At 37.1% G+C, this 21,092-nt stretch carries 16 protein-coding genes; 8 read left to right on the forward strand and 8 right to left on the reverse strand.

Features of this window, described 5'->3' with window-relative positions; all coding sequences use genetic code 11:
* Positions 1–351 precede the first annotated feature (351 nt).
* Positions 352–2,781 (forward strand): glycoside hydrolase family 3 N-terminal domain-containing protein, encoded by a 2,430-nt coding sequence (locus tag RHO12_12330; GenBank protein ID WVD66137.1) that lies wholly within the window; start codon positions 352–354, stop codon positions 2,779–2,781.
* A 99-nt stretch (positions 2,782–2,880) separates the two neighbouring features.
* Here the strand turns inward: RHO12_12330 and RHO12_12335 are convergent, their stop codons facing one another.
* The 6 genes from RHO12_12335 to RHO12_12360 form a co-directional block, all read right to left on the reverse strand.
* A complete protein-coding gene (locus tag RHO12_12335) occupies positions 2,881–3,228 on the reverse strand; it encodes an immunity 8 family protein (protein ID WVD66138.1) in 348 nt (115 codons plus the stop codon).
* 3 nt (positions 3,229–3,231) lie between these two features.
* A complete protein-coding gene (locus tag RHO12_12340; protein WVD66139.1) occupies positions 3,232–4,824 on the reverse strand; it encodes a hypothetical protein in 1,593 nt (530 codons plus the stop codon).
* A gap of 333 nt (positions 4,825–5,157) precedes the next feature.
* A complete protein-coding gene (locus tag RHO12_12345) occupies positions 5,158–6,189 on the reverse strand; it encodes a hypothetical protein (protein WVD66140.1) in 1,032 nt (343 codons plus the stop codon).
* 10 nt (positions 6,190–6,199) lie between these two features.
* The gene (locus RHO12_12350) at positions 6,200–7,162 is read right to left on the reverse strand and encodes a DMT family transporter (protein WVD66141.1); all 963 of its coding nucleotides are present in this window, start codon (positions 7,160–7,162) and stop codon (positions 6,200–6,202) included.
* A 21-nt stretch (positions 7,163–7,183) separates the two neighbouring features.
* On the reverse strand, positions 7,184–7,930 hold the full coding sequence (locus tag RHO12_12355; GenBank protein ID WVD66142.1) for a glutamine amidotransferase: 747 nt from the start codon (positions 7,928–7,930) through the stop codon (positions 7,184–7,186).
* Between the two features lie 15 nt (positions 7,931–7,945).
* Complete coding sequence (locus RHO12_12360; protein WVD66143.1) at positions 7,946–9,163, reverse strand: PfkB family carbohydrate kinase; 1,218 nt, start codon at positions 9,161–9,163, stop codon at positions 7,946–7,948.
* Positions 9,164–9,479: 316 nt separating this feature from the next.
* Here RHO12_12360 and sstT point away from each other — a divergent pair, with 316 nt between their 5' ends.
* The 3 genes from sstT to RHO12_12375 all read left to right on the forward strand — a co-directional run bounded on the left by sstT (position 9,480) and on the right by RHO12_12375 (position 11,878).
* On the forward strand, positions 9,480–10,718 hold the full coding sequence (gene sstT / locus RHO12_12365; protein ID WVD66144.1) for a serine/threonine transporter SstT: 1,239 nt from the start codon (positions 9,480–9,482) through the stop codon (positions 10,716–10,718).
* 124 nt (positions 10,719–10,842) lie between these two features.
* On the forward strand, positions 10,843–11,457 hold the full coding sequence (gene lexA / locus RHO12_12370) for a transcriptional repressor LexA (GenBank protein ID WVD66145.1): 615 nt from the start codon (positions 10,843–10,845) through the stop codon (positions 11,455–11,457).
* 55 nt (positions 11,458–11,512) lie between these two features.
* Complete coding sequence (locus RHO12_12375; protein ID WVD66146.1) at positions 11,513–11,878, forward strand: hypothetical protein; 366 nt, start codon at positions 11,513–11,515, stop codon at positions 11,876–11,878.
* A gap of 41 nt (positions 11,879–11,919) precedes the next feature.
* Here RHO12_12375 and pagP read toward each other — a convergent pair whose 3' ends face one another.
* Both pagP and RHO12_12385 read right to left on the reverse strand, forming a co-directional pair.
* On the reverse strand, positions 11,920–12,468 hold the full coding sequence (gene pagP / locus RHO12_12380) for a lipid IV(A) palmitoyltransferase PagP (protein ID WVD66147.1): 549 nt from the start codon (positions 12,466–12,468) through the stop codon (positions 11,920–11,922).
* Positions 12,469–12,589: 121 nt separating this feature from the next.
* Complete coding sequence (locus tag RHO12_12385) at positions 12,590–13,831, reverse strand: mechanosensitive ion channel family protein (protein WVD66148.1); 1,242 nt, start codon at positions 13,829–13,831, stop codon at positions 12,590–12,592.
* A 384-nt stretch (positions 13,832–14,215) separates the two neighbouring features.
* On the opposite strand from RHO12_12385, the gene clpB reads away from it, so the two are divergent.
* From clpB to uvrD, 4 genes are all read left to right on the forward strand, one after another.
* Complete coding sequence (gene clpB / locus RHO12_12390) at positions 14,216–16,786, forward strand: ATP-dependent chaperone ClpB (GenBank protein WVD66149.1); 2,571 nt, start codon at positions 14,216–14,218, stop codon at positions 16,784–16,786.
* A 233-nt stretch (positions 16,787–17,019) separates the two neighbouring features.
* A complete protein-coding gene (xerC, locus tag RHO12_12395; GenBank protein ID WVD66150.1) occupies positions 17,020–17,946 on the forward strand; it encodes a tyrosine recombinase XerC in 927 nt (308 codons plus the stop codon).
* 2 nt (positions 17,947–17,948) lie between these two features.
* Positions 17,949–18,665: a 5-amino-6-(5-phospho-D-ribitylamino)uracil phosphatase YigB gene (yigB, locus tag RHO12_12400; GenBank protein WVD66151.1), complete on the forward strand. Its 717-nt coding sequence runs from the start codon at positions 17,949–17,951 to the stop codon at positions 18,663–18,665.
* 61 nt (positions 18,666–18,726) lie between these two features.
* Entirely contained in the window at positions 18,727–20,982 is a 2,256-nt protein-coding gene (uvrD, locus tag RHO12_12405) for a DNA helicase II (protein ID WVD66152.1), read from the forward strand.
* Positions 20,983–21,092: the final 110 nt, after the last annotated feature.

The raw sequence follows: 21,092 nt of genomic DNA on the forward strand, positions 1-21,092 counted from the left end.
TATTATAAAACTAAATATAAATTTTTAAATTTGACCCTTATCACGGTATTAATAACCGATTTTCACTAATATAGACATCTAGCAGACTGATAAAAATTTAATTAATTTTATTTATGCTTATCATTTGCCCAGATCGGCTTAAGAGCAGTTGATAACATCGCAAGAGTAGCCTGTTGATTGGCTAAAATCTTTTTAAATAGTACATAAACTGGGTGTAAGTCTTTATCTAATCAAGATTATTTTACATTAGCAATACGGCAATTTTAATTGCTATAAGTATTATTCCTTTTTCTTTATGATCCAATTTATCTTAGTTATTTCATTCAAATTAAATATATAAAATGGGGAAGTATGATGAAAAAAAAGATGCTACCGTTATCTGTATTAATAAGCTTAATGCTTGTTTCTAATCTAGCTATCACACAAACACTAACGCAAAATAAATACACAATAGAAGAGAAAAAAGTAGGTGACATTACGTTGGTTATTGTTAATAACCCCAATAATGGTGCTGTGTTAGGTATGACCAAAGAGAGTGGAATCAAGCTTATTGAGGTTGAGGATCAAGATGGCACGATTTATGCTTTTAAAGATATGAACGGCAATGGTCAACTTGAACCATGGAAAGATTGGCGATTAAGCGCCGACGAACGTGCTGCTGATTTAGCCAACTCATTAACCAAAGATGAAATTGCGGGATTAATGTTATTTAGTGATCATGAAAGAAATCCACAAGATGGCTTAACGGTTGAACAAAAAAAATATTTGCAAGGTGACAATTTACGTAATGTGTTAAATGCGGGAAGTAATGATGTAAAAGCAACCGTACTTTGGAATAATGATATGCAAGCTTATGTCGAAAGTTTAGTTAAGGACGGCAAAAAAGTAATTCCAGTCAATTTTAGCTCAGATCCACGCCATATTGCCGGATCTGATGCACAATATAATGCTAAAGGTGACGATATTTCAAGGTGGCCATCGACACTAGGTATCGCCGCAACATTTGATCCACAAGTTATGGCGCAATTTGCTAATGTGATGTCTCAGGAGTTTCGTGCCTTAGGTATCACCACCTCTCTAGCTCCCCAAATTGACTTGGCGACCGACCCTCGTTGGCTACGAACCGATGGTACAATGGGCGAAAGTGCTCAGTTAACGGTCGATATGACTAGGGCATATATTGATGCGGCACAATCGACTTTTGTTGATGGTAATGATATTGGTTGGGGAAAAGAATCGATTGTCACCATGGCAAAACATTTTCCTGGTGAAGGAATGGGAGAAAGTGGCAGGGAATCACATATGGAAAGCGGTAAATATGCCGTATATCCTGGCAATAATTTTAACGAACACTTGCACTCTTTTGTCGATGGTGCTTTTCATTTAAAAGGCAAGACACAAAAAGCCGCGTCGGTAATGACATCTTATTCTGTTGCAATTGGTGCGGATGGTAAGCCACTTTTTGGTCAGGCTGTAGGAACATCTTATGATAAAGGTAAATTGGATTTATTGCGTGATCAATTAGGCTATGACGGAGTTATTAGTACTGACTGGTCGGTGACAAAAGTGAGTACCGATCCAGACAACAAATTAAAATTGGGTATGGCGTGGGGTGAGGAGGGTAAAACGGTCGATGAACGGCATTATGCTATTTTAAAAAATGGCACTGACATGTTTGGTGGTAATAATGATAAAGGCCCTGTTTTAGCTGCTTATGATTTATGGCAAGCAGATTATGACCTAGGAAAAAATTTGATTTCTGCCGATGAACGATTTAGACAAAGTGGCCAGAGAATTTCTAAGTTAATGTTTGAAACAGGGCTATTTGAAAATCCTTACTTAGTCCTATCTGAATCAGAAAAAATTGTAGCAAGCCCAGATAAAGTTAAAGCAGGTTATGATGCACAGTTAAACTCTATCGTCATGCTTAAAAACCGTAACAATACCATTAAAGCGGCAGATGATAAGGCCAATTATCAAGATAAAACGGTTTATATACCAAGCTCTATTCGTCACCAATTTAAGACTGTATTCGATGAAGCTTACACCACCAGTGACCCTACTATGGATATCGATACGGCGAAAACTTTCTTTAAAAATGTGCTAACTGATACACCAATCACAAATGACAAAGGAGAGGTAATTGGATTTGCAACACCAGATTTATCTAACGTTGATTTAATTATTATCGGTATGAATAGCCCTGATAGTGGTGGGAACTTTAATCATGCAGGACAAAAAGAAGATGGTTCATTTTACCCATTATCATTACAATATCGCCCTTATACGGCAAACAGTGATGAAGTTCGAAAAAAATCGATTAGCGGTAACATAAATAGTGATGGGACAAAAGAAAACCGCTCTTATTTCGGCCAAACTTCTAATATAGGCAATGAATATGATTTAACGGCTTTTGAACAGGCTTACCAAAAAGCCAGTGATATTAAAAAAGCCACAGGTAAAGCCATTCCAGTCATTGTTGCTTTAAAAGCTAAAAATCCAGTCATTGTTGCTGAATTTGAAGGTAATGCTGATGCAATTTTGACGGGGTTCTCGGTCAGTGATAAAGCGTATTATGACCTTATTGTTGGTAATCATGAACCAAGCGGATTATTGCCATTGCAATACCCACTCAACATGGAAACGGTTGAGGCGCAGTTAGAAGATGTTGGACGAGATCTTAAACCTTATGTCGATGAAGCTGGTAATAAATATGATTTTGCTTATGGTTTAAATTACCAAGGTGTGATTGAGGACATGCGTACGCAAAAATATAAATAATTATTAGCGAGCTTGAGTGATCTTCCCTAAATTAAGGCGACATTAGTCGCCATATTTATAATTCAATAAATGGCTGATATTTAAAGTCGATATTAATTTTTAATCAGAATAATCCTCAAATTCCCATGCAAAATATCGCGATAGCTTTTGAGCTGTTTCTTGCCATGTTTTACAGGTACATTTTTCAATATATTTATTAATCGTTTCGGTTATTTCATCTAAATCGTATTTTCTCACAATCAAAGTATGCCGTAGTATTTCTGGCACCCATTGATGCTTAGAAAGCCATTCTGGAGAGCATACAAATAAGTCAAAATAATCAGCACCATCAGTTTTTGATGAACCTATAGATAGGCTTAGTGTTATGCTAATTAAATTCCCATCCTCAGGAATGTATGAAATATGATCATGATGCATACAATCAATAGCTTTTAAACATATTTTCACTTTTTAATCCTTAATGTTTAGATGACCATTTCCAATTAAAATTGGCTTGCCATTTGGGTTTATTATATAAGTTTCGAAATTAGCTTGTACTCCAGTTACAGCTAGGTTTCCTTTTTTATTTGATGGTGGTCTATAACCTTTTGTTCCATCAGCACTAATCAAACCAGCTTTGCTAGTTGTTTTATAACCATCTCCTACCCATATTTTACCTAATCGATTAGCTTCTTCACGTGTCGTGATACCAATACCATAGTTAACTTCCCCATTATCTCCTTTAACTACTTTTGCTAATATGGGGTCATTCCAAGACATATTGCTTAAGTTTTGATTTTCAAGTTGCTTAAGTAATTTTTCATAATTTGCAGAATTATGTGCCTCATAATAAGTAGCATCCAATTTATAATGAACTTTAGTTTTAACATCGGTTACCATTCGCTTAATTCTAGCATATTTTAATGCGCGCAATGAATGGGCGAAAGGCTCAATTAATGCGCCTAGGAGTAATCCCTCTAATGCGTTTTTTAACCGTCCCTCTGCTGCGCTATCATCAGGGCTAGCTTGTAAATAATCGGTGATATCATTTCTCAAGTAAGAAAATTCTTGAATTAAATTTGATAACCTTTCCTCATGGGGGGCAAAGACCGCGAAATCAGCAACACCGCCAGCAATCATACCTTTGACGAGTGTACCCATCTTTTTTAACGGCTTGATAAATTTTAGGGCTTTAGAGGTAGGAAGAAAACCAACTAAAAACTGACTAACACCGTGAGCAAGCGCTCCTGATATCGTTTCCGATTCAGGCACTTTTGCCAATTTAAGGGGGTTTGTTATTTCAGCGCCAGACACACGCTCCATCGACGCCTTAACAAGTGAAACATCCCAAAGTAAATCCGATACAGATTGCGCCGCATCACGCACACCACCAAGCATTTGCAATGGTACATCATAATACCATGGGCGATACTCTTGCTTTTTATCAAAGACAATATCGACATATTGCGCGTTAGCCGGTAAATCAACATACGCATAGCCATTATTATCTAGATTACCTTGCTTAACGATTGCTCGGCTGCCATTATTAAATAGTGTAAAGGGCTGATTGGGTAATTCTTTTACTGTTATTTCAATCCAGTTTTTGTCATTGCCATAACTAGCAAGCTCACGGGCTTTAACTTCTTCAGGCGTTAAGCGACGGGGTATTTTATTACTAGGGAGTTTTAAAAAGTTCGTTTGCGGCGGCAACATACCGGAACAAGGTTCAACCGGTAATTCAATTAACAGCGCACGCTCAGAGGTTAACGCCTCTTTTAACGCCGCACTAAATTTGACATCATCTTTATTATAGGTGTTACTGCCGTAATATAAGCCTAACTTTTCAAGGGTTGGGTAAAGGTGTTGGCATTGGTCTTGATTATTAACACAGTATTTAACTATTTCATCCATCTGGCTGCTATAGCGATAACGGACGGGCTTAAATTTTGTATAATCAACAATAGTTCTTGGTGGCAATAAGCTACGACGAGAAAACAGGTTATCATTAATTGGTTGTTGTAACTCTTGCCACTCTCGTTTGGTAATTAGCTGGTAATAGTTCATCGGGTTTTATTATTGTTATTATTATTTAGGCGAATAACAATAATCGATTTGATGGATCATGACAAGGTTTGATTTTATCAACATATGGTTCGCTAAATCTTGAAGAGCTTATCCGATAAAAATCTTATTATTATCGAACTAAAAAATAGTAATAGCTTCACATTTTGAGTAAATGAAAATTTATGAGTAATGTAAGTGATTTGGGTTTTAATTGATGATGCTTAGTGAAGTGCCATTAAAAATGGTGGTAGCTTAATTAAGCTACCAAAGTATTAAGCATAAATGCTATGTTAGTAAAGCTCTATTTTAATAAAGCTCTATGTTAATAAAGTACTATGTTAATAAATTTGCCGGATTGATTGTGCATAATGCTTTTGTTATTGAAGATGAAATCCCTTTTCTTTCTAACAGAGATAAAAATACATTAGGGACAAATGCCCAGCCATTACCGCCATTTTGCGCCCACATCTGTTTTAAAAAGAGATCATGACTTAATAATAATTGGTTTTGGTAACCCGATATTATAAGATTATGTACAGCTTCAACAGTTTCATTAACGGTAGGAGACACCCCTTCTTTTGGGAAGGTAATATCTAATCCAATCATATCAAATTCTAACCAGACACCTCGATCAAGAAGTGATTTTTGGTAATCATAATCAATACCCGATGGATCACAGTGAGCGAGTGAGATTTTTTGTGGCTCAACGCCAACATCTTCAATGAGAATATCGAGCACGTCATGGGCAACTCTTAACCAACCTGGTAAATGAACATTAATTGCAATATGTTTATTATTAAGTTGAGCAAGCCCAGCTGCTTGCAAACTATTTTTTTCGTTCACGGTAAAGCTTGGCGAAATACCAATTTCGCCGATTAGCCCTGCTTTGATATTACTGCCGTCTATACCGATTCTTAAATCGCTATCAATTTCTTTCGCGATTATATCAATAGGCCGCTTTATTCTCTCTTGCTCGAATTTTTCAAGATATAATCCCGTTGCGGCAATGATATTGAGGCCGGTTTTTTCAGCGACAACCTTCATGCTCTCAATATCGCGTCCAATTGACGCTGAACCGGTGGCATCAACAATGGTTTTCCCGCCAAATTTTTTAAAATTATTGACTTCATTAACCACATTAATAATCTCTTTTTTAGCCATATTATCAGCACAACAATATGGATCTTGCTTTAACGCCCATTGAATATTGGGCGAAACGTTTTGGTTACAAATTCTAGCGGAAAAGTGATAAAAAGGTTGATCAACCACTGATGATAAATCATTAAATAGATGCTCATGAGGTAAGATTATGCCTAACTCAGATTTTTCGACCGGCCCTAACACGGTTTGTACGTATTGAGTCATGGTGTTTTCCTTATTTAGCGTTAGCAAGTATCTGCGGATTTTTATCTGGAATAGATGTGATAATCGCACCTAACAGTGCAATAAAAGTACCAATAATGGTGACGGTATAAATAGCATTGCCAAGTGCTGGAATTAATAGGTCAATCAACACCGAACCGACTAATTGTCCCGCTGTTGAGGCGACGCCAAGTAATAATAAGCCCAGTCCTCTTACCAAAATGGCCATTAAAGCGATTGACATTAATCCCAGTGGCCCACCTAAGTACATCCACCAAACATCGGGTAATAAAAAGCTTGTTTTTCCTAAAGCAATTCTAATGCATAACATGATAGTAAGTGCAGTAAATCCAACCATAAAGTTCCACGTAATTGATACCATCATTGAGCCGGTTGTTTCGGCAATAGTGGCGTTACCTGCTGGTTGCCAACCGGCAAGTAAACCAGCTAGAAAAGGTAAAATAGCAAGTAGTAACAAGTGAGGTTCATTCCATTGAGGAGAAACCACCAGTAACGTGGCAATAAGAGCGAAAATAGCACCAGAAACTCGTAGCAAGGTAAATGGTTTTTTATCCGGCACGCCAATACCAAATCGGTCACAAAGCAAACCAGATAGCAGCATGGCGCAAATTAATGATGTTTGAAATGTAGCAATACCTAAATAACTCGCCGAAGCGCCTTCGGAAAAAACAACCATTGCGCCACATAACCCAGCAAACCAATTCCACAGTGGAACTTTTCTAGCTTTGATTAAAGCGGGAATCGATGAGATTTGTCTACGATAAGTGTGATTACTCATAATAATGGCGAACATCACAACTAACCCGCTCGCAAAGGAAATTACCGCACACAAATTACCATCTTGAACATATTCACCCAGTTTGCCATTGACGGCTGACTGCATTGGCGACAACATGCCAGCTCCTATTGTTGCAAGCATTAAAAGAGGTATTGCTAACGCATTTTTATTTTTCATTTTCCCTCCTAATTGGTCTATTTATTCGGTTTTGCTAATGGCTTGTAAAATATTTAGCCACAGTTGTGAATAACTTTCCCACTGCAAAAATTGTGGGCTTCCCCAGTGAGGTGCGCAATCACTGGTAAAACAAGCGACACGACCTTTTTGATATTTACCGACAACAATTAAAGGATCGCCATTAATTTCAACAACGGTTTCTGCCTTTTGTTTTGCCATAACTTTGTTATAGCCAAGAAAAATAGGCCAGTTATCACTAATATTTTTTAATAAGGTATGGTTATTTAATACGGTTTTCGGTCTGATTCCTTCTGGGCATTCAACGCGGTCATCATGAGGAAACATTTCAATAGGCAGAGCATCGGCAAGTTGCGAGTTACGCCAGTTACCTTTTCCTTCTATGCCCATAAAAGTCAGGTAACCACCGATCATTAATAATCCGCCACCATTTTGGGTATATTCTTTGATTAAGTTCAAGGCATTAGGTGTTTTTTCTAAGCCATAAAATGTGTTGTTTGGCAGTAAAAAAGTATTGCTGCCTATATCGCTAATCACAATAGCGTCATATTGGTTTAGCTCCTGCAAAGAGGTTGGGAAGTTGATCAATACTTCGTGAGCCGGCATGTAAGTGATATCAATAGCAGCTTTTTTTAAACAGTCTAATAAAAAGGTAGCACCTTCTTCGTATCGACTCGAGGTAAAACTGTCATATCCTTTAGTATGAATCATGTGAATATGCCATGATTCGCCAATAAATAAAATTTTCATACATTACTCCTTACTTTAAATAAAGGTTTTAGGGATAACTTTGTTGATGTTTTGATTGATTCTATCTAAGACCATTTGATGGTGTGGCATACCTGATGCCGAATCGGTTTCAACAGCTAGTGAGGCAAAGGCTGAGGCATATTGCAATGAATACAGTAGTGCTTTACCTTGCGCTAAAGAGGCGGCAAAAGCACCATTAAACGCATCGCCTGCGCCAGATGTGTTTTTTACAACAGCAGGATAAGCGGGGGAAAAAATAAATTGTTCACCGTCAAAACATAGTGCACCTTTGGCGCCTAAGGTAATAATGACGATTTTCACTCCCATTTGGTAGATTTTTTGTGCCGCTTTTTGGGCACTTTCTATGTCGCTAATATGAACTTTTGATATCAGTGTTGCCTCAGTTTCATTTGGGGTAATAATATCAATATCAGAAAGCAAATTAAGTAAAGAGTCGTTGTAAGGTGCCGGGTTTAAAATAACTTTTACATTATTCTTCCTGGCAATGTCGATTGCCCGTTTTATGGCGTTAATATTTGTTTCAAGCTGTAACAACATGACCGTAGAATTTTTTATTTCATCTTCAAGATAGTCTACTTCGCTGTTAGTTATCTCCATATTTGCACCTGGAGAGATCGAGATACAGTTCTCGCCTGATTCATTAGATACGAGTATGACGGCGCAGCCAGTTTTGCTTTTTACTGATTCAAATAATTTATAGTTACTAATCTTTGAGTTTTCAAAGTATCGCTTGGCATAATGATTAAATTCATCTTGCCCTATTTTCGTAACAAAATAGACATCAGACAGCGAGCAACTTGCTGCTAATGCTTGATTGGCACCTTTTCCACCAGGAGAGAAAGAAGAATACAATGCTAGAACAGATTCTCCTGGTGCCGGTAGGTGAGGGACGATATTGGTGATATCCACATTAAATGATCCCAAAATAAATACGTGATTATGCATATTTTTTAGCCTTTGAGTATTGATAGATTGCTCGTTTAATTGAGGGTAATTAATTAAATCTTGTAATGATATTGAATCAAAAATTTGAGAGTTAAGTATTGCTCCGCCGTGGTGTCTTTTGATATAACCTTCAATCTCTAATTCGGATAAATCATTACGAACCGTCTCTGTTGTCACCTTTAATTGCTCGGCCAATTTTTTAACTTGAACAATTTTTTGCTTTTTAAGAAAATTCATTATGTTGGCTTTTCTTTCTATTTTTAGCATACCTTGACCCTTATGGTTTAATTCAATCATAGATTGATTTATTAATGCTCGTTGTGATGAAAATCATTGTTTAGTTCCTAAAACAAAAACAAAACAAAAAATAACCAAAAATAACCAAATTATTAAGTAAATAGCTATTAGTGTTGGCATGTTATATAGCGCGAATCTTAGGTGAGCTAGGTCAAACAATTCTTATAACCATAAATAATGCTCGTTTGTCGTCATATAAAAAAAGGTTATGTTTATTATTATTTTCTATAAAAATGGTGCCTATAGTGATAAAGTTTCGCCTTATTTGTTCAATTAGGAAAGTATTATGCCGCGCCGTCAGCACCCCATAATTCGCTTTTATTTTAAAATTGGGTTAATTCCTCAGATTTTATTCGGTTTAATATTAGGAATAACGCTCGCGATAGTCTCTAAAGATGCCGCAATGACGGCTGGCGTATTAGGTCGCCTTTTTATTAATGCATTAAAATCGGTGGCGCCGATACTCGTGCTAGTGCTTGTTATTTCCTCTATTGCTAATCATCAACATGGCAAAAAATCAAATATTAATATATTGATGATTCTTTATTTTGTCGGCATGATGTCAGCGGCGCTTTTAGCTACTTTTGCTAGCTTTTTATTCCCGTCAAAAATAACACTTGCAGAAAATATTCAAGAAATAGGATTAAGCCCTCCGAGTGGCGTACAAGAAATTTTAACCACATTACTCGGACGCATGATTGACAATCCTGTTAATGCGCTTGTTCAAGCAAACTATATCGGATTAATTATTTGGGGAGTCGGGATCGGTTTAGCATTACGCCATGCTAATCAAACAACCAAAATTATGATGTCTGATCTATCCTATGCCATTTCATTTATTGTCAGGATTATTATTCGTTTTGCTCCTTTAGGTATCTTAGGTTTGGTTGCGTCAACGCTAGCTGAAACAGGTTTCGGCGAATTGATAAATTATGCTCATTTATTACTAGTATTAGTCAGTTGTATGCTAATTGTTGCTTTGGTGATTAATCCATTGTTAGCGTTTTTGGTTATGCGTAAAAATCCATATCCTTTAATCTTAGTTTCATTAAAAGATAGTGCGATTCCTGCTTTTTTTACCCGTAGCTCAGCGGCTAATATTCCGGTTAATATGGAAATTTGTAAGAAATTAAAAATGCATGAGGATACTTACTCTGTGGCAGTGCCACTAGGGGCTGCAATTAATATGTCAGGTGCCGCAGTCACCATAACAGTATTAACACTTGCAACGGTTTATTCCATGGGAATTGTTGTCGATATTTATTCTGCTGTTTTACTCTGTATCGTTGCCTCGGTATGCGCTTGCGGTGCATCAGGTATCGCGGGTGGCTCTTTGTTGCTTATACCCGTCGCATGCAGTATGTTTGGTATTCCTAACGAAATTTCGATGAAAGTGATTGCTATTGGTCTTACCCTTGGCGTAATTCAAGACTCGGTTGAAACTGCACTGAACTCTTCCAGTGATATTGTCTTTATTGGGGCAATATCTTCTGCAATTAATAATAAAGATAATACGAACGCCTAATATTTTAAATCCTTATCTTATTCATAGGGTATCTTTTAACATCGCGATATTATAAAAATATTGGCTTTCCTATTTTAGCTGTATATAATTACATGGTCTGTATAAAAAAACAGGGAAATAAAATATGAAACCACTTACAGAGCGGCAACAACAAATTTATGATTTAATTCGAACCCATATTCAGGCAACGGGAATGCCTCCAACTCGTGCAGAAATTGCGACCCAGCTAGGTTTTCGTTCAGCTAATGCGGCAGAAGAGCACCTTAAAGCCTTAGCTCGCAAAGGAGCAATTGAAATGATCGCGGGATCGTCGCGCGGTATTCGTTTGCTACTTGAAGATGAAGTTGAAGATGGATTACCACTTATTGGTAGAGTTGCTGCGGGATCGCCTATTTTAGCGCAAGAGCATGTTGAAGGGCATTATCAAGTCGATCCAACACTGTTTAAGCCAAGTGCCGATTTTCTATTACGTATTAATGGCATGTCAATGAAAGATATTGGCATTTTAGATGGTGATTTACTGGCGGTGCATAAAACACAAAATGCACTCAATGGTCAGGTTATTGTTGCCCGAATCGGCGAAGAAGTTACAGTAAAACGATTAGAAAAAAAAGGGACAAAAATTCGCTTAATCGCTGAAAATACCGAGTTCTTGCCGATCGAAGTTGACTTACAAAAACACGATTTTTCTATTGAAGGATTAGCTGTGGGTGTGATTCGTAATGGGTCATGGATGTAATTATTAATAACTTGAGCTAAAATAGCTTAAATTTATTAGAGCGGGGAGCTTTGAAATGTGGTTATTTTGGCTATATGAAGTGTTGGGTTTTCTTGCGGTTGTAATCGCCATTGTAATATATTGCCATTGGCGTAAAATCGGTTTTTGGTCATTTATTTGGCGACAATTAAAATGGGTGGCGCTAGCGATTGTTGCGGTGTGGCTAATTATTACCATCCTATGCTGGACTCATTTATACCATGCAACACAATGTTATTTTAGAGGTGTGAGCATGAAAGCGAATACAAAATATTCTATTTATTTAGGTGAATGCCAGATTGAAACGCCAAGAGGTTCATATATTCCAATTGATAGAACCCGTTCATTGCCTGATGGTAGCAAATCTGGTGACGATGAGAGTGATTTATACTTCGGTGAATAAAAAGTTGAGTAAAAAAAGCGACATTAATGCCGCTTTCTTTATTAGAGCTGCCAGCGCAACCAAGTAAATAATATGTTACCTGTATTTTTTTTAACACCAGGGACATAAGCACTTTGTACCGATAAACGGTCATATTCAACCGAAAATAGTGGTAGCGGGGCGGGGAATGGGATCCAGTTATAATCTTTACGCGCAGTAACACTTAATGTATAACCAATGCCAATTCGCCATTTTTCGCTATTACCTGGTCGCCAATACGTTTGGTAAGCATAGCCACCAATTGGTTCGATAACATTATGTGAATCTTGGAATTCCATAACATAAAGCGCATGCCAATCGCCTTCCTGATCAAAGCGATAAACTCCTGCGCCAATACCCCAAGGCCTTTCATTATAGCTATCTATTTTGTCTTTATCGTAAGTTGCTCGGTTATGCCATGTATTAGCTGGAATATACAATTCATACTTATCTGAGTTCCACGTCTCAGATAAGCTATTTTTTACTGCTTGCCACCAACTGATATCAGCCTCTTCAGCTGATGCGAATAAAGGGAACAAAAACAAAAAAACTAATAGGTATTTTTTGGGCATATCAACTCTTTTTAGTGTAATAGGCATGTCTAATACTGCATATTTTAATGCTATTATCCATTTTGTGAAGTAAAATTATAATAGTTAGGCGCATTTTTTTATTTATGCCCAATTATTTAAGTCACTGTAGTGTAGAGCTTAATCTGGCTACATCATAACCTGTTGGGGTTTGATGAATACGTAGCCCAAACTCGGGAATAATAGCAAAAATATGGTCGAAAATATCGGCTTGAATATTTTCATATACAAGCCATTGAGTCGTATTAGTAAATGCGTAGATTTCAAGCGGTAATCCATTTTCGGTTGGTGATAACTGACGAACCATTAATGTCATGTTTTGATTAATTTGCGAATTATCACGTAAATATGCCTCTAAATATGCTCGAAATGTACCTAAATTAGTTAAACGTCTAGCATTGATTTCATCATTTACACTAATATGATTGGTATTATTGTAATGTGTTATTTCAGCAAGTTTATCTTCAATATAAGGTGCAATAAGTTGTAATTTTTTTAATTTTTCACACTCATTGGTAGCCAAAAAGTGGACACTTGTGGTATCAATATAGATACTCCTTTTTATTCGACGGCTACCCGATTCAGTCATGCCTTGCCAATTTTTGAATGAATCAGAAATAAGGGCATAAGTAGGGATGGTTGTAATTGTTTTGTCCCAATTCTGTACTTTAACTGTGGTTAAATTAATATCAATTACATCACCATCTGCGCCATACTTTGGCATTTCAAGCCAATCCCCTACATTAAGCATTTTATTCGCAGATAACTGGATACCGGCGACCAGCCCTAATAAAGGATCTTTGAATATTAGCATTAATACTGCAGTCATTGCGCCGAGGCCGCTTAGCAGTAACAATGGCGATCGATTAATCAGTAATGAAATGGCCAAAATAGTAATGAAAATTGACATTATGATTTTAATACTTTGAATAATGCCACGAATAGGTAATCTTTTTACTAAACCATTACGCTGTGAGAGACTAAGACAAGTATCTAAAATGGCAAAGAGCGACAAAGTGATTGAAATTAATATCCAAATTTGAGAGGCAATAATAAGTATTTCTTGTAGAAGTTCACCATTATTTAGCCAAAGTCTTGCTTGCATATAAACTAATAAACCTTGTAAAGCATAGGCTAGGCGATTAAATACTTTATGTTCGATTAAATAGGTACACCAGCTATTGCCCGCATAACGATAACTAAAGCTTTTAAGTAATATTTTATGGACAATGACGTAAACAAGAAAGGCGATAAAAATAATCAGGCACAATATTAGACCAAGTGCAATATAGTGGGAAAATTGAACATTATATTGCTTGAGTAAATCGATAAGATAATTTTGCATTACGCCATCTACTCCTTATTGCTGGTGGTGAATTACCGACGCTATTACTATTTAAAGTGCTAGCTAGATAAATAAATAAATAAATAAATAAAGGATACATTGAGATGCTATTTTTTCTTTTAAACTAACTTATAGCGCGCTTATCTACATCGTAAATTAAATCGCAAATTAATTTACCAATAAAATACCATCAATTTTTGGATAAATATCTTAATACCTTACCTATTTTTATTAGTTATGTAAATAAAACAATGGATTAATTATATTGATAAAAATTTATTGACAAACACTTGAAATTTAATTAAGCGGACATATCTATTTAGCAATGCAAAGGTTTAAGTATTTGAAATATTTGAACCAAATTATTGCTAACGGAGATTAAATATGCGGTTAGATAAATTAACAAACAAGTTTCAACAGGCATTAGCTGATGCACAATCCATGGCTTTAGGTAAAGATAATCAATATATTGAGCCTGTGCATGTATTAGCGGCAATGCTAAACCAAGATGGAAGCAGTGTTAAACCATTGCTAGCTTCTGCTGGAGCCAATTTAAATGTACTACAACGAGAATTGACACAAGCAGTTGATAAACTACCCCAAGTGCAAGGTGTGGGCGGAGAGATCATTCCATCGCAAGATTTTATTAGGCTCTTAAATCTGTGTGATAAGTTAGCACAAAAAGGGGGTGATAGTTATATTTCATCTGAATTATTTATTTTAGCAGCCTTCGAAGATAAAGGTATATTAGCTGATATTTTAAAGCGTTCAGGTATAACTAAAGATAAATTTACTCAAGCGGTCAATCAAGTAAGAGGAACTGATAACGTGAATGATGCCAATGCCGAAGACCAGCGTGATGCGCTAAAAAAATATACTATTGATTTAACGGAAAGAGCAGAACAAGGTAAACTTGATCCGGTCATTGGTCGTGATGAAGAGATCCGCCGGACCATTCAAGTACTACAACGTAGGACTAAAAATAATCCAGTATTAATTGGTGAACCGGGTGTAGGTAAAACAGCAATAGTTGAAGGGTTAGCGCAGCGAATTGTTAACCATGAGGTACCAGAAGGATTACGTAGTAAGCGTGTTTTGTCGCTCGATATGGGCGCCTTAATTGCAGGTGCAAAATATCGTGGCGAGTTTGAAGAGCGTTTAAAAGCCGTGTTGAAAGATATTGGCAAAGAACAAGGTAATGTGATCCTTTTTATCGATGAAATTCATACTATGGTTGGGGCAGGTAAAAGCGATGGTGCGATGGATGCAGGTAACATGTTAAAACCCGCTCTAGCAAGAGGTGAGCTACACTGCGTCGGTGCGACAACACTTGATGAATACCGTCAATATATTGAGAAAGATCCTGCATTAGAGCGTCGATTCCAAAAAGTGTATGTCGCAGAGCCAACGGTTGAAGATACCATTGCTATTTTACGCGGATTAAAAGAGCGTTATGAACTACATCATCGCGTGCAAATAACCGATCCAGCTATTGTTGCCGCTGCGACGTTATCGCACCGTTATATTTCCGACCGTATGCTACCGGATAAAGCCATTGATTTAATCGATGAAGCGGCGTCGAGTATTCGTATGCAGATGGATTCAAAACCGGAGTCATTAGACCGGTTAGAACGAAGAATTATTCAACTTAAACTAGAGCAACAAGCGCTCAAGAAGGAGGTCGATGATGCGAGCAAAAAGCGTCTTGAGATGCTCAATGAGGAGCTCTCTGAGAAGGAAAAGGAGTATGCTTCACTTGAGGAAGAGTGGAAGTCAGAGAAGGCTGCAGTTTCGGGCACTCAAGCTATCAAAGCAGAATTGGAAAAAGCGCGAACTGAGTTAGAACAAGCACGCAGAGCCGGTGATTTAAATAAAATGTCAGAGCTGCAATATGGCAAAATTCCTGAACTTGATAAACAACTGGCTTCGGCGACACAGCTTGAAGGTAAAACTATGAAGCTGCTACGAAACGAAGTGACCGATCATGAAATTGCTGAAGTATTGGCAAAAGCGACTGGTATTCCTGTGTCAAGAATGTTAGAGAGTGAAAAAAGCAAATTACTGCATATGGAAGAGGCATTGCACCAACGTGTTATAGGGCAAAATGAAGCTGTTATTGCCGTAGCAAATGCAATTCGCCGTAGCCGAGCCGGGCTTTCTGACCCAAATAAGCCGATTGGTTCCTTTTTATTTTTAGGGCCAACAGGGGTGGGTAAAACGGAGCTTTGTAAATCATTAGCAAACTTTATGTTTGACAGTGAAGATGCGATGGTGCGTATTGATATGTCTGAATTTATGGAAAAACACTCTGTCGCCCGTTTAATTGGTGCGCCTCCAGGGTATGTTGGCTATGAAGAAGGTGGTTATTTAACTGAAGCAGTAAGACGTAGACCGTACTCGGTGATCTTACTTGATGAAGTTGAAAAAGCACATCCAGATGTATTTAATATTTTATTGCAAGTACTTGATGATGGACGGTTAACCGATGGTCAAGGTCGAACAGTTGATTTTCGTAATACTGTAATTATTATGACATCTAATTTAGGATCTGATTTGGTACAAGGTCAAATTGAACTAACTTATGACGAAATGAAAGCACTCGTTATGACCGTTGTGACTAAACATTTTAGGCCTGAGTTTATCAATCGAATTGATGAAACAGTAGTATTCCACCCACTTGCGCAAGAAAATATTAAGGCAATTGCGAAGATTCAATTAGCGCGAGTAGATAAGCGTCTTGAAGAGCGGGGCTATGAAGTCGAGGTTTCGGATACGGCGTTAGAGTATATCGCTAAAGTTGGCTTTGATCCTATTTATGGTGCTAGACCGTTAAAACGTGCGATACAACAGGAAATTGAGAATCCTCTTGCACAGCAGATATTATCAGGACAACTTATTCCAGGTAAAAAAATCCATCTTGATTTAGTTAATGATAATATTGTGGCAAAGCAATAAATTCGTTATTAATGATAAAACCGGCCTAGTCGCCGGTTTTTTTATATAATAGAGGGGGATTAGCACTTCTATTGTAAGAATATTTAACTCATAATCGTTAAACTCATTTTCGTTTTCACTATTTTTTAATACTCTTCGCATAATAAAAAAATTAATAAAATAGGTTATTAAGGTATATAATTATGTACTAGATAAATAATTTGATTTAATTGCAACGGTCGTTAAGGTCTATTTTGAATTCATCTCAAAAACAGCAAAACTATAGCGAACTACTCACTCAGCCCGTTGAGCAGTTTTTGCTATACCTTAAATCCGAAAAACAATTAAGCCTCAATACTCAAATCAATTATCGCCGCCAGCTTTATGCACTAATTAAACTAGCAAATGAAGTTGAAATTACCTGTTGGCAGAATGTTGATTCGTCAGCAGTTAGGTTAATGATTGGGCGGAGTAAACGCGAGGGATTAAACGCGAGTAGCTTAGCGCTACGGCTATCGGCATTGCGTAGCTTTTTTAATTGGATGGTAAAGCAAAAACAGCTTAATGCTAATCCTGCTAAGGGGGTATTAAACCCAAAACAGGGGCGACATTTACCTAAAAATATTAATATTGATGATATTAATCAACTATTAGATATTAAATATAATGATCCCTTGTCGGTAAGGGATCGAACTATGCTAGAGCTAATGTATGGCTCTGGTTTGCGTTTATCTGAGTTAGTTAATTTAAACTGTAAAACCTTAAATTTACTTGATGCTGAGGTTAGAGTTATTGGTAAAGGTAACAAAGAGCGAAAATTACCATTAGGGCGAGAAGCAATTAAGTGGCTACGCCACTGGTTATCTATACGTGATTTATTATCTCCACAAGATGATGCACTGTTTATCTCCAAGTTAGGTAAACGTATATCTCCCCGTAATGTTGAAAAACGTTTTGCGCAATGGGGGATCAAGCAAGGGTTAAGTGCCCACATTCATCCGCATAAATTACGTCACTCCTTTGCTACCCATATGTTAGAGTCTAGCGGTGATTTACGGGCGGTGCAAGAGTTACTCGGACATGCAGACTTATCAACGACACAGGTTTATACCCATTTAGATTTTAGCCATTTAGCCAATGTTTATGACTCCGCTCATCCACGCGCCAAAAGAGGAAAATAGCTATGCATTTTTATCGCTCATTAAGCCCGATCAAAGCGATTACTTTCGATCTTGATGATACATTATATGACAATGCGCCTTTTCTTAAACAAGCAGTTGAAAAAATGATGGCAGCCGTCAGGCAAGTTGATGGTTTACAAGATGCCGAGCTAGCGGAATATGATCAAGTGAAGCAAGCTATACTGCTTGATAAACCAGATATTTATCATGATGTTTTTGCCTGGCGAGCAGAATCAATTCGTCGCTTTTTAAAGGTAAAAGGTATTAAAGATCAGCGACAAATTAATCAAATTACCGATCAGGCAATGGACAATTTTGTTTTTTGGCGCAATAAAGTTATTGTGCCAGAAGCGTCACTAGCAATATTAGCTGCGTTAGCTGAAACCTATCCTTTAGCTGTTATCACTAATGGCAATGCTGATATTAATCAAATTGGCTTGCAATCGTATTTTAAATTTGCCCTACGAGGGGGCGCAGACGGTTTATCCAAACCATTTGCAGACATGTTTAAGTTAGCCGCTAAAAAATTACAGCTACCAATAGGGAGCATTTTACATGTTGGCGACCATTTATATGCCGATGTACAAGGTGCGATTAATAGTGGTATGCAAGCATGTTGGATAAATGAATCGGGTATTGATATTTACCAGCACGACGATGCCACTGTATTGCCCCATCTAGAGATCAAGCAATTGTCAGAATTAAATAGTTTGCTATAATGCATGTATAAAAAAACAGTAATGAATAATTGACTTGCAAACGGACATTAATGTAGGGACTATGAAAGCATCTTTACTCGCTCAGCTAAATCAAGAACAACAAAATACAGTTACAACCGATAGCCAGTATACTTTAGTATTAGCTGGAGCAGGGAGTGGCAAAACCCGGGTGCTGGTTCATCGAATCGCCTGGTTATGCTTAGAGAAACATTATCAAGCTGGCTCAATTTTTGCTGTAACATTTACCAATAAAGCTGCGGCAGAAATGCAGGAACGTATTAAATCTTTAATCGGTGAAGCGCATTTCAATGGTATGTGGGTCGGAACATTCCATGGGCTTGCACATCGTTTACTACGCATTTTTGCTAAGCAAGCAGGTTTACCTACTAATTTTCAGCTAATTGATAACGATGATCAAAATCGCTTAATTAAACGAATTTTTAAAGAACGTAAAATTGATGAAAAACAGTGGTCATCGAAAGAGTGCAGTGCGTTTATTTCTACACAAAAAGAGCATGGGCTAAGAGCTAAGGATATTGCTATTGATGATCCTAAAAGCGCCATGTGGCAGAAAATTTATATTGATTATCAAGCCATATGTGATCGAGTTGGTTATGTCGATTTTTCTGAAATAATTTTAAGAACTTATGAATTACTAAAAACCAACCAAGAAGCGTTAACCTATTGCAATCAACGCTTTACTAATATTTTGGTCGATGAGTTTCAAGATACCAACTATATTCAATATCAATTAGTTAAAATTTTAGTTGGGCAAACCGCGAATGTGATGATTGTTGGTGATGATGATCAGTCTATTTATAGCTGGCGCGGGGCTAATGCTGATAATTTACAGCTATTTATTAATGACTATCCTGAGACCGAAATTATTCGTTTAGAACAAAATTACCGTTCAACTGGCAGTATTTTACAGCTGGCTAATGCACTTATTACTAATAATAGTAATCGATTAGGTAAAAATTTGTGGACTGAAAGTGAGCAAGGCCAAGCAGTTGCTGTTTATGTTGGATTTAATGATATTGATGAAGCGCGTTTTGTGGTTGGTCAAATTAAAAAATTGCATGAAGATAATACTCATTATCGAGATTGTGCCATTTTATATCGTAATAACGCTCAGTCGCGTTTATTAGAAGATACTTTATTGCAAACAGGCATTCCTTATCAAATTTATGGCTCTATTCGCTTTTATGAACGGCAAGAAGTTAAATTAGCACTGGCTTACTTGCGTTTACTGCATGACCATAATAATGATAATGCGTTTGAATTAGTTGTTAATACCCCCACTCGAGGTATTGGTGAGGTTACCCTAAATAAAATCCGCCAGCTAGCGCGCTCGCACAATCAATCAATGTGGCAGACAACGATTCAAGCAATTGCGATGAAAGCAATTACACCAAGGCAAAGTTCAGGTTTAGCCCGATTTATTGAATTGATACAGTCTATTTATCAAGATGTGGAGTCGTTGCCATTTTACCAGCAGCTAGAACAGATCACTAAAGTTTCGGGTATTTATGAAATGTACGAGCAAGAGGCGGGCATAAAAGGCCAATCAAGGCTAGAAAATTTAGATGAATTAGTCAGTGCTGCTGAGCAGTTTTATCAGCAGTATGATAAAGATAGTAGTCAGCAAATTAACCAAGATGAATTGATTGATGTGCAAAGTAATACGTTAAATGTATTAGAACTATTTCTTGCTTATACGTCATTAGAAGGCAAAGAGAATAAAAATAATACTGATAGTGTACAGTTAATGACGCTACATTCGGCTAAAGGTTTAGAATTTGATCACGTGTTTATTGTCGGTTTAGAAGAGGGCATTTTTCCTGCTCAACGTTCAATTACTGACCCTCAAAAAATGGAAGAAGAACGTCGGCTTGCATATGTAGGTATTACCAGGGCACGTAAACATTTAACCTTAACATTATCCGAGCTACGACGTCTGTATGGTAAAGAAGAACGTAATTTGCCTTCGCGCTTTTTAGCTGAGTTACCACCGGAGTTGCTACAAGACTTAAGCTATCGACGAGCGATTACTTTTGCCAAATCATCATCTGACGATGTACTTAATGGCGAAGAACAACAAAAACAATTTTTGGATGAGCGAAAAGCATCATTTATTAAAAGCCAATCAAATAATCAAGGTTATACTTTGGGGCGGAAAGTGGTACATAAGCGTTTTGGCGAAGGTACGATTGTTAATCTTGATGGTGAAGGGGAGCACAAGCGCGCACAAATTGCTTTTGTAAATGAAGGTGTTAAGTGGTTAGTCATAAAATTAGCAAACTTAACTTTGTTATAATTGAATATAGCGATTGATAAAATAAATATAAAAACGTTAAAATAGTGACAGTATGTTGTTAATTCTTTCTATTTTATGTGATGTATCTTAGCGTATTTATATTTAGCGAT

This window comes from Orbaceae bacterium lpD02 (assembly GCA_036251875.1).
Classification (GTDB): domain Bacteria; phylum Pseudomonadota; class Gammaproteobacteria; order Enterobacterales; family Orbaceae; genus Orbus; species Orbus sturtevantii.

Excerpts from the sequence above, each read along its gene's own strand:
- yigB (WVD66151.1), top strand. The coding sequence starts at position 17,949 with ATGCATTTTTATCGCTCATTAAGCCCGATCAAAGCGATTACTTTCGAT.
- RHO12_12375 (WVD66146.1), top strand. The coding sequence starts at position 11,513 with ATGTGGTTATTTTGGCTATATGAAGTGTTGGGTTTTCTTGCGGTTGTA.
- RHO12_12385 (WVD66148.1), bottom strand. The coding sequence starts at position 13,831 with ATGCAAAATTATCTTATCGATTTACTCAAGCAATATAATGTTCAATTT.
- RHO12_12330 (WVD66137.1), top strand. The coding sequence starts at position 352 with ATGATGAAAAAAAAGATGCTACCGTTATCTGTATTAATAAGCTTAATG.
- uvrD (WVD66152.1), top strand. The coding sequence starts at position 18,727 with ATGAAAGCATCTTTACTCGCTCAGCTAAATCAAGAACAACAAAATACA.
- RHO12_12360 (WVD66143.1), bottom strand. The coding sequence starts at position 9,163 with ATGCTAAAAATAGAAAGAAAAGCCAACATAATGAATTTTCTTAAAAAG.
- RHO12_12355 (WVD66142.1), bottom strand. The coding sequence starts at position 7,930 with ATGAAAATTTTATTTATTGGCGAATCATGGCATATTCACATGATTCAT.
- pagP (WVD66147.1), bottom strand. The coding sequence starts at position 12,468 with ATGCCCAAAAAATACCTATTAGTTTTTTTGTTTTTGTTCCCTTTATTC.
- RHO12_12340 (WVD66139.1), bottom strand. The coding sequence starts at position 4,824 with ATGAACTATTACCAGCTAATTACCAAACGAGAGTGGCAAGAGTTACAA.
- RHO12_12345 (WVD66140.1), bottom strand. The coding sequence starts at position 6,189 with ATGACTCAATACGTACAAACCGTGTTAGGGCCGGTCGAAAAATCTGAG.
- lexA (WVD66145.1), top strand. The coding sequence starts at position 10,843 with ATGAAACCACTTACAGAGCGGCAACAACAAATTTATGATTTAATTCGA.
- clpB (WVD66149.1), top strand. The coding sequence starts at position 14,216 with ATGCGGTTAGATAAATTAACAAACAAGTTTCAACAGGCATTAGCTGAT.
- RHO12_12350 (WVD66141.1), bottom strand. The coding sequence starts at position 7,162 with ATGAAAAATAAAAATGCGTTAGCAATACCTCTTTTAATGCTTGCAACA.
- sstT (WVD66144.1), top strand. The coding sequence starts at position 9,480 with ATGCCGCGCCGTCAGCACCCCATAATTCGCTTTTATTTTAAAATTGGG.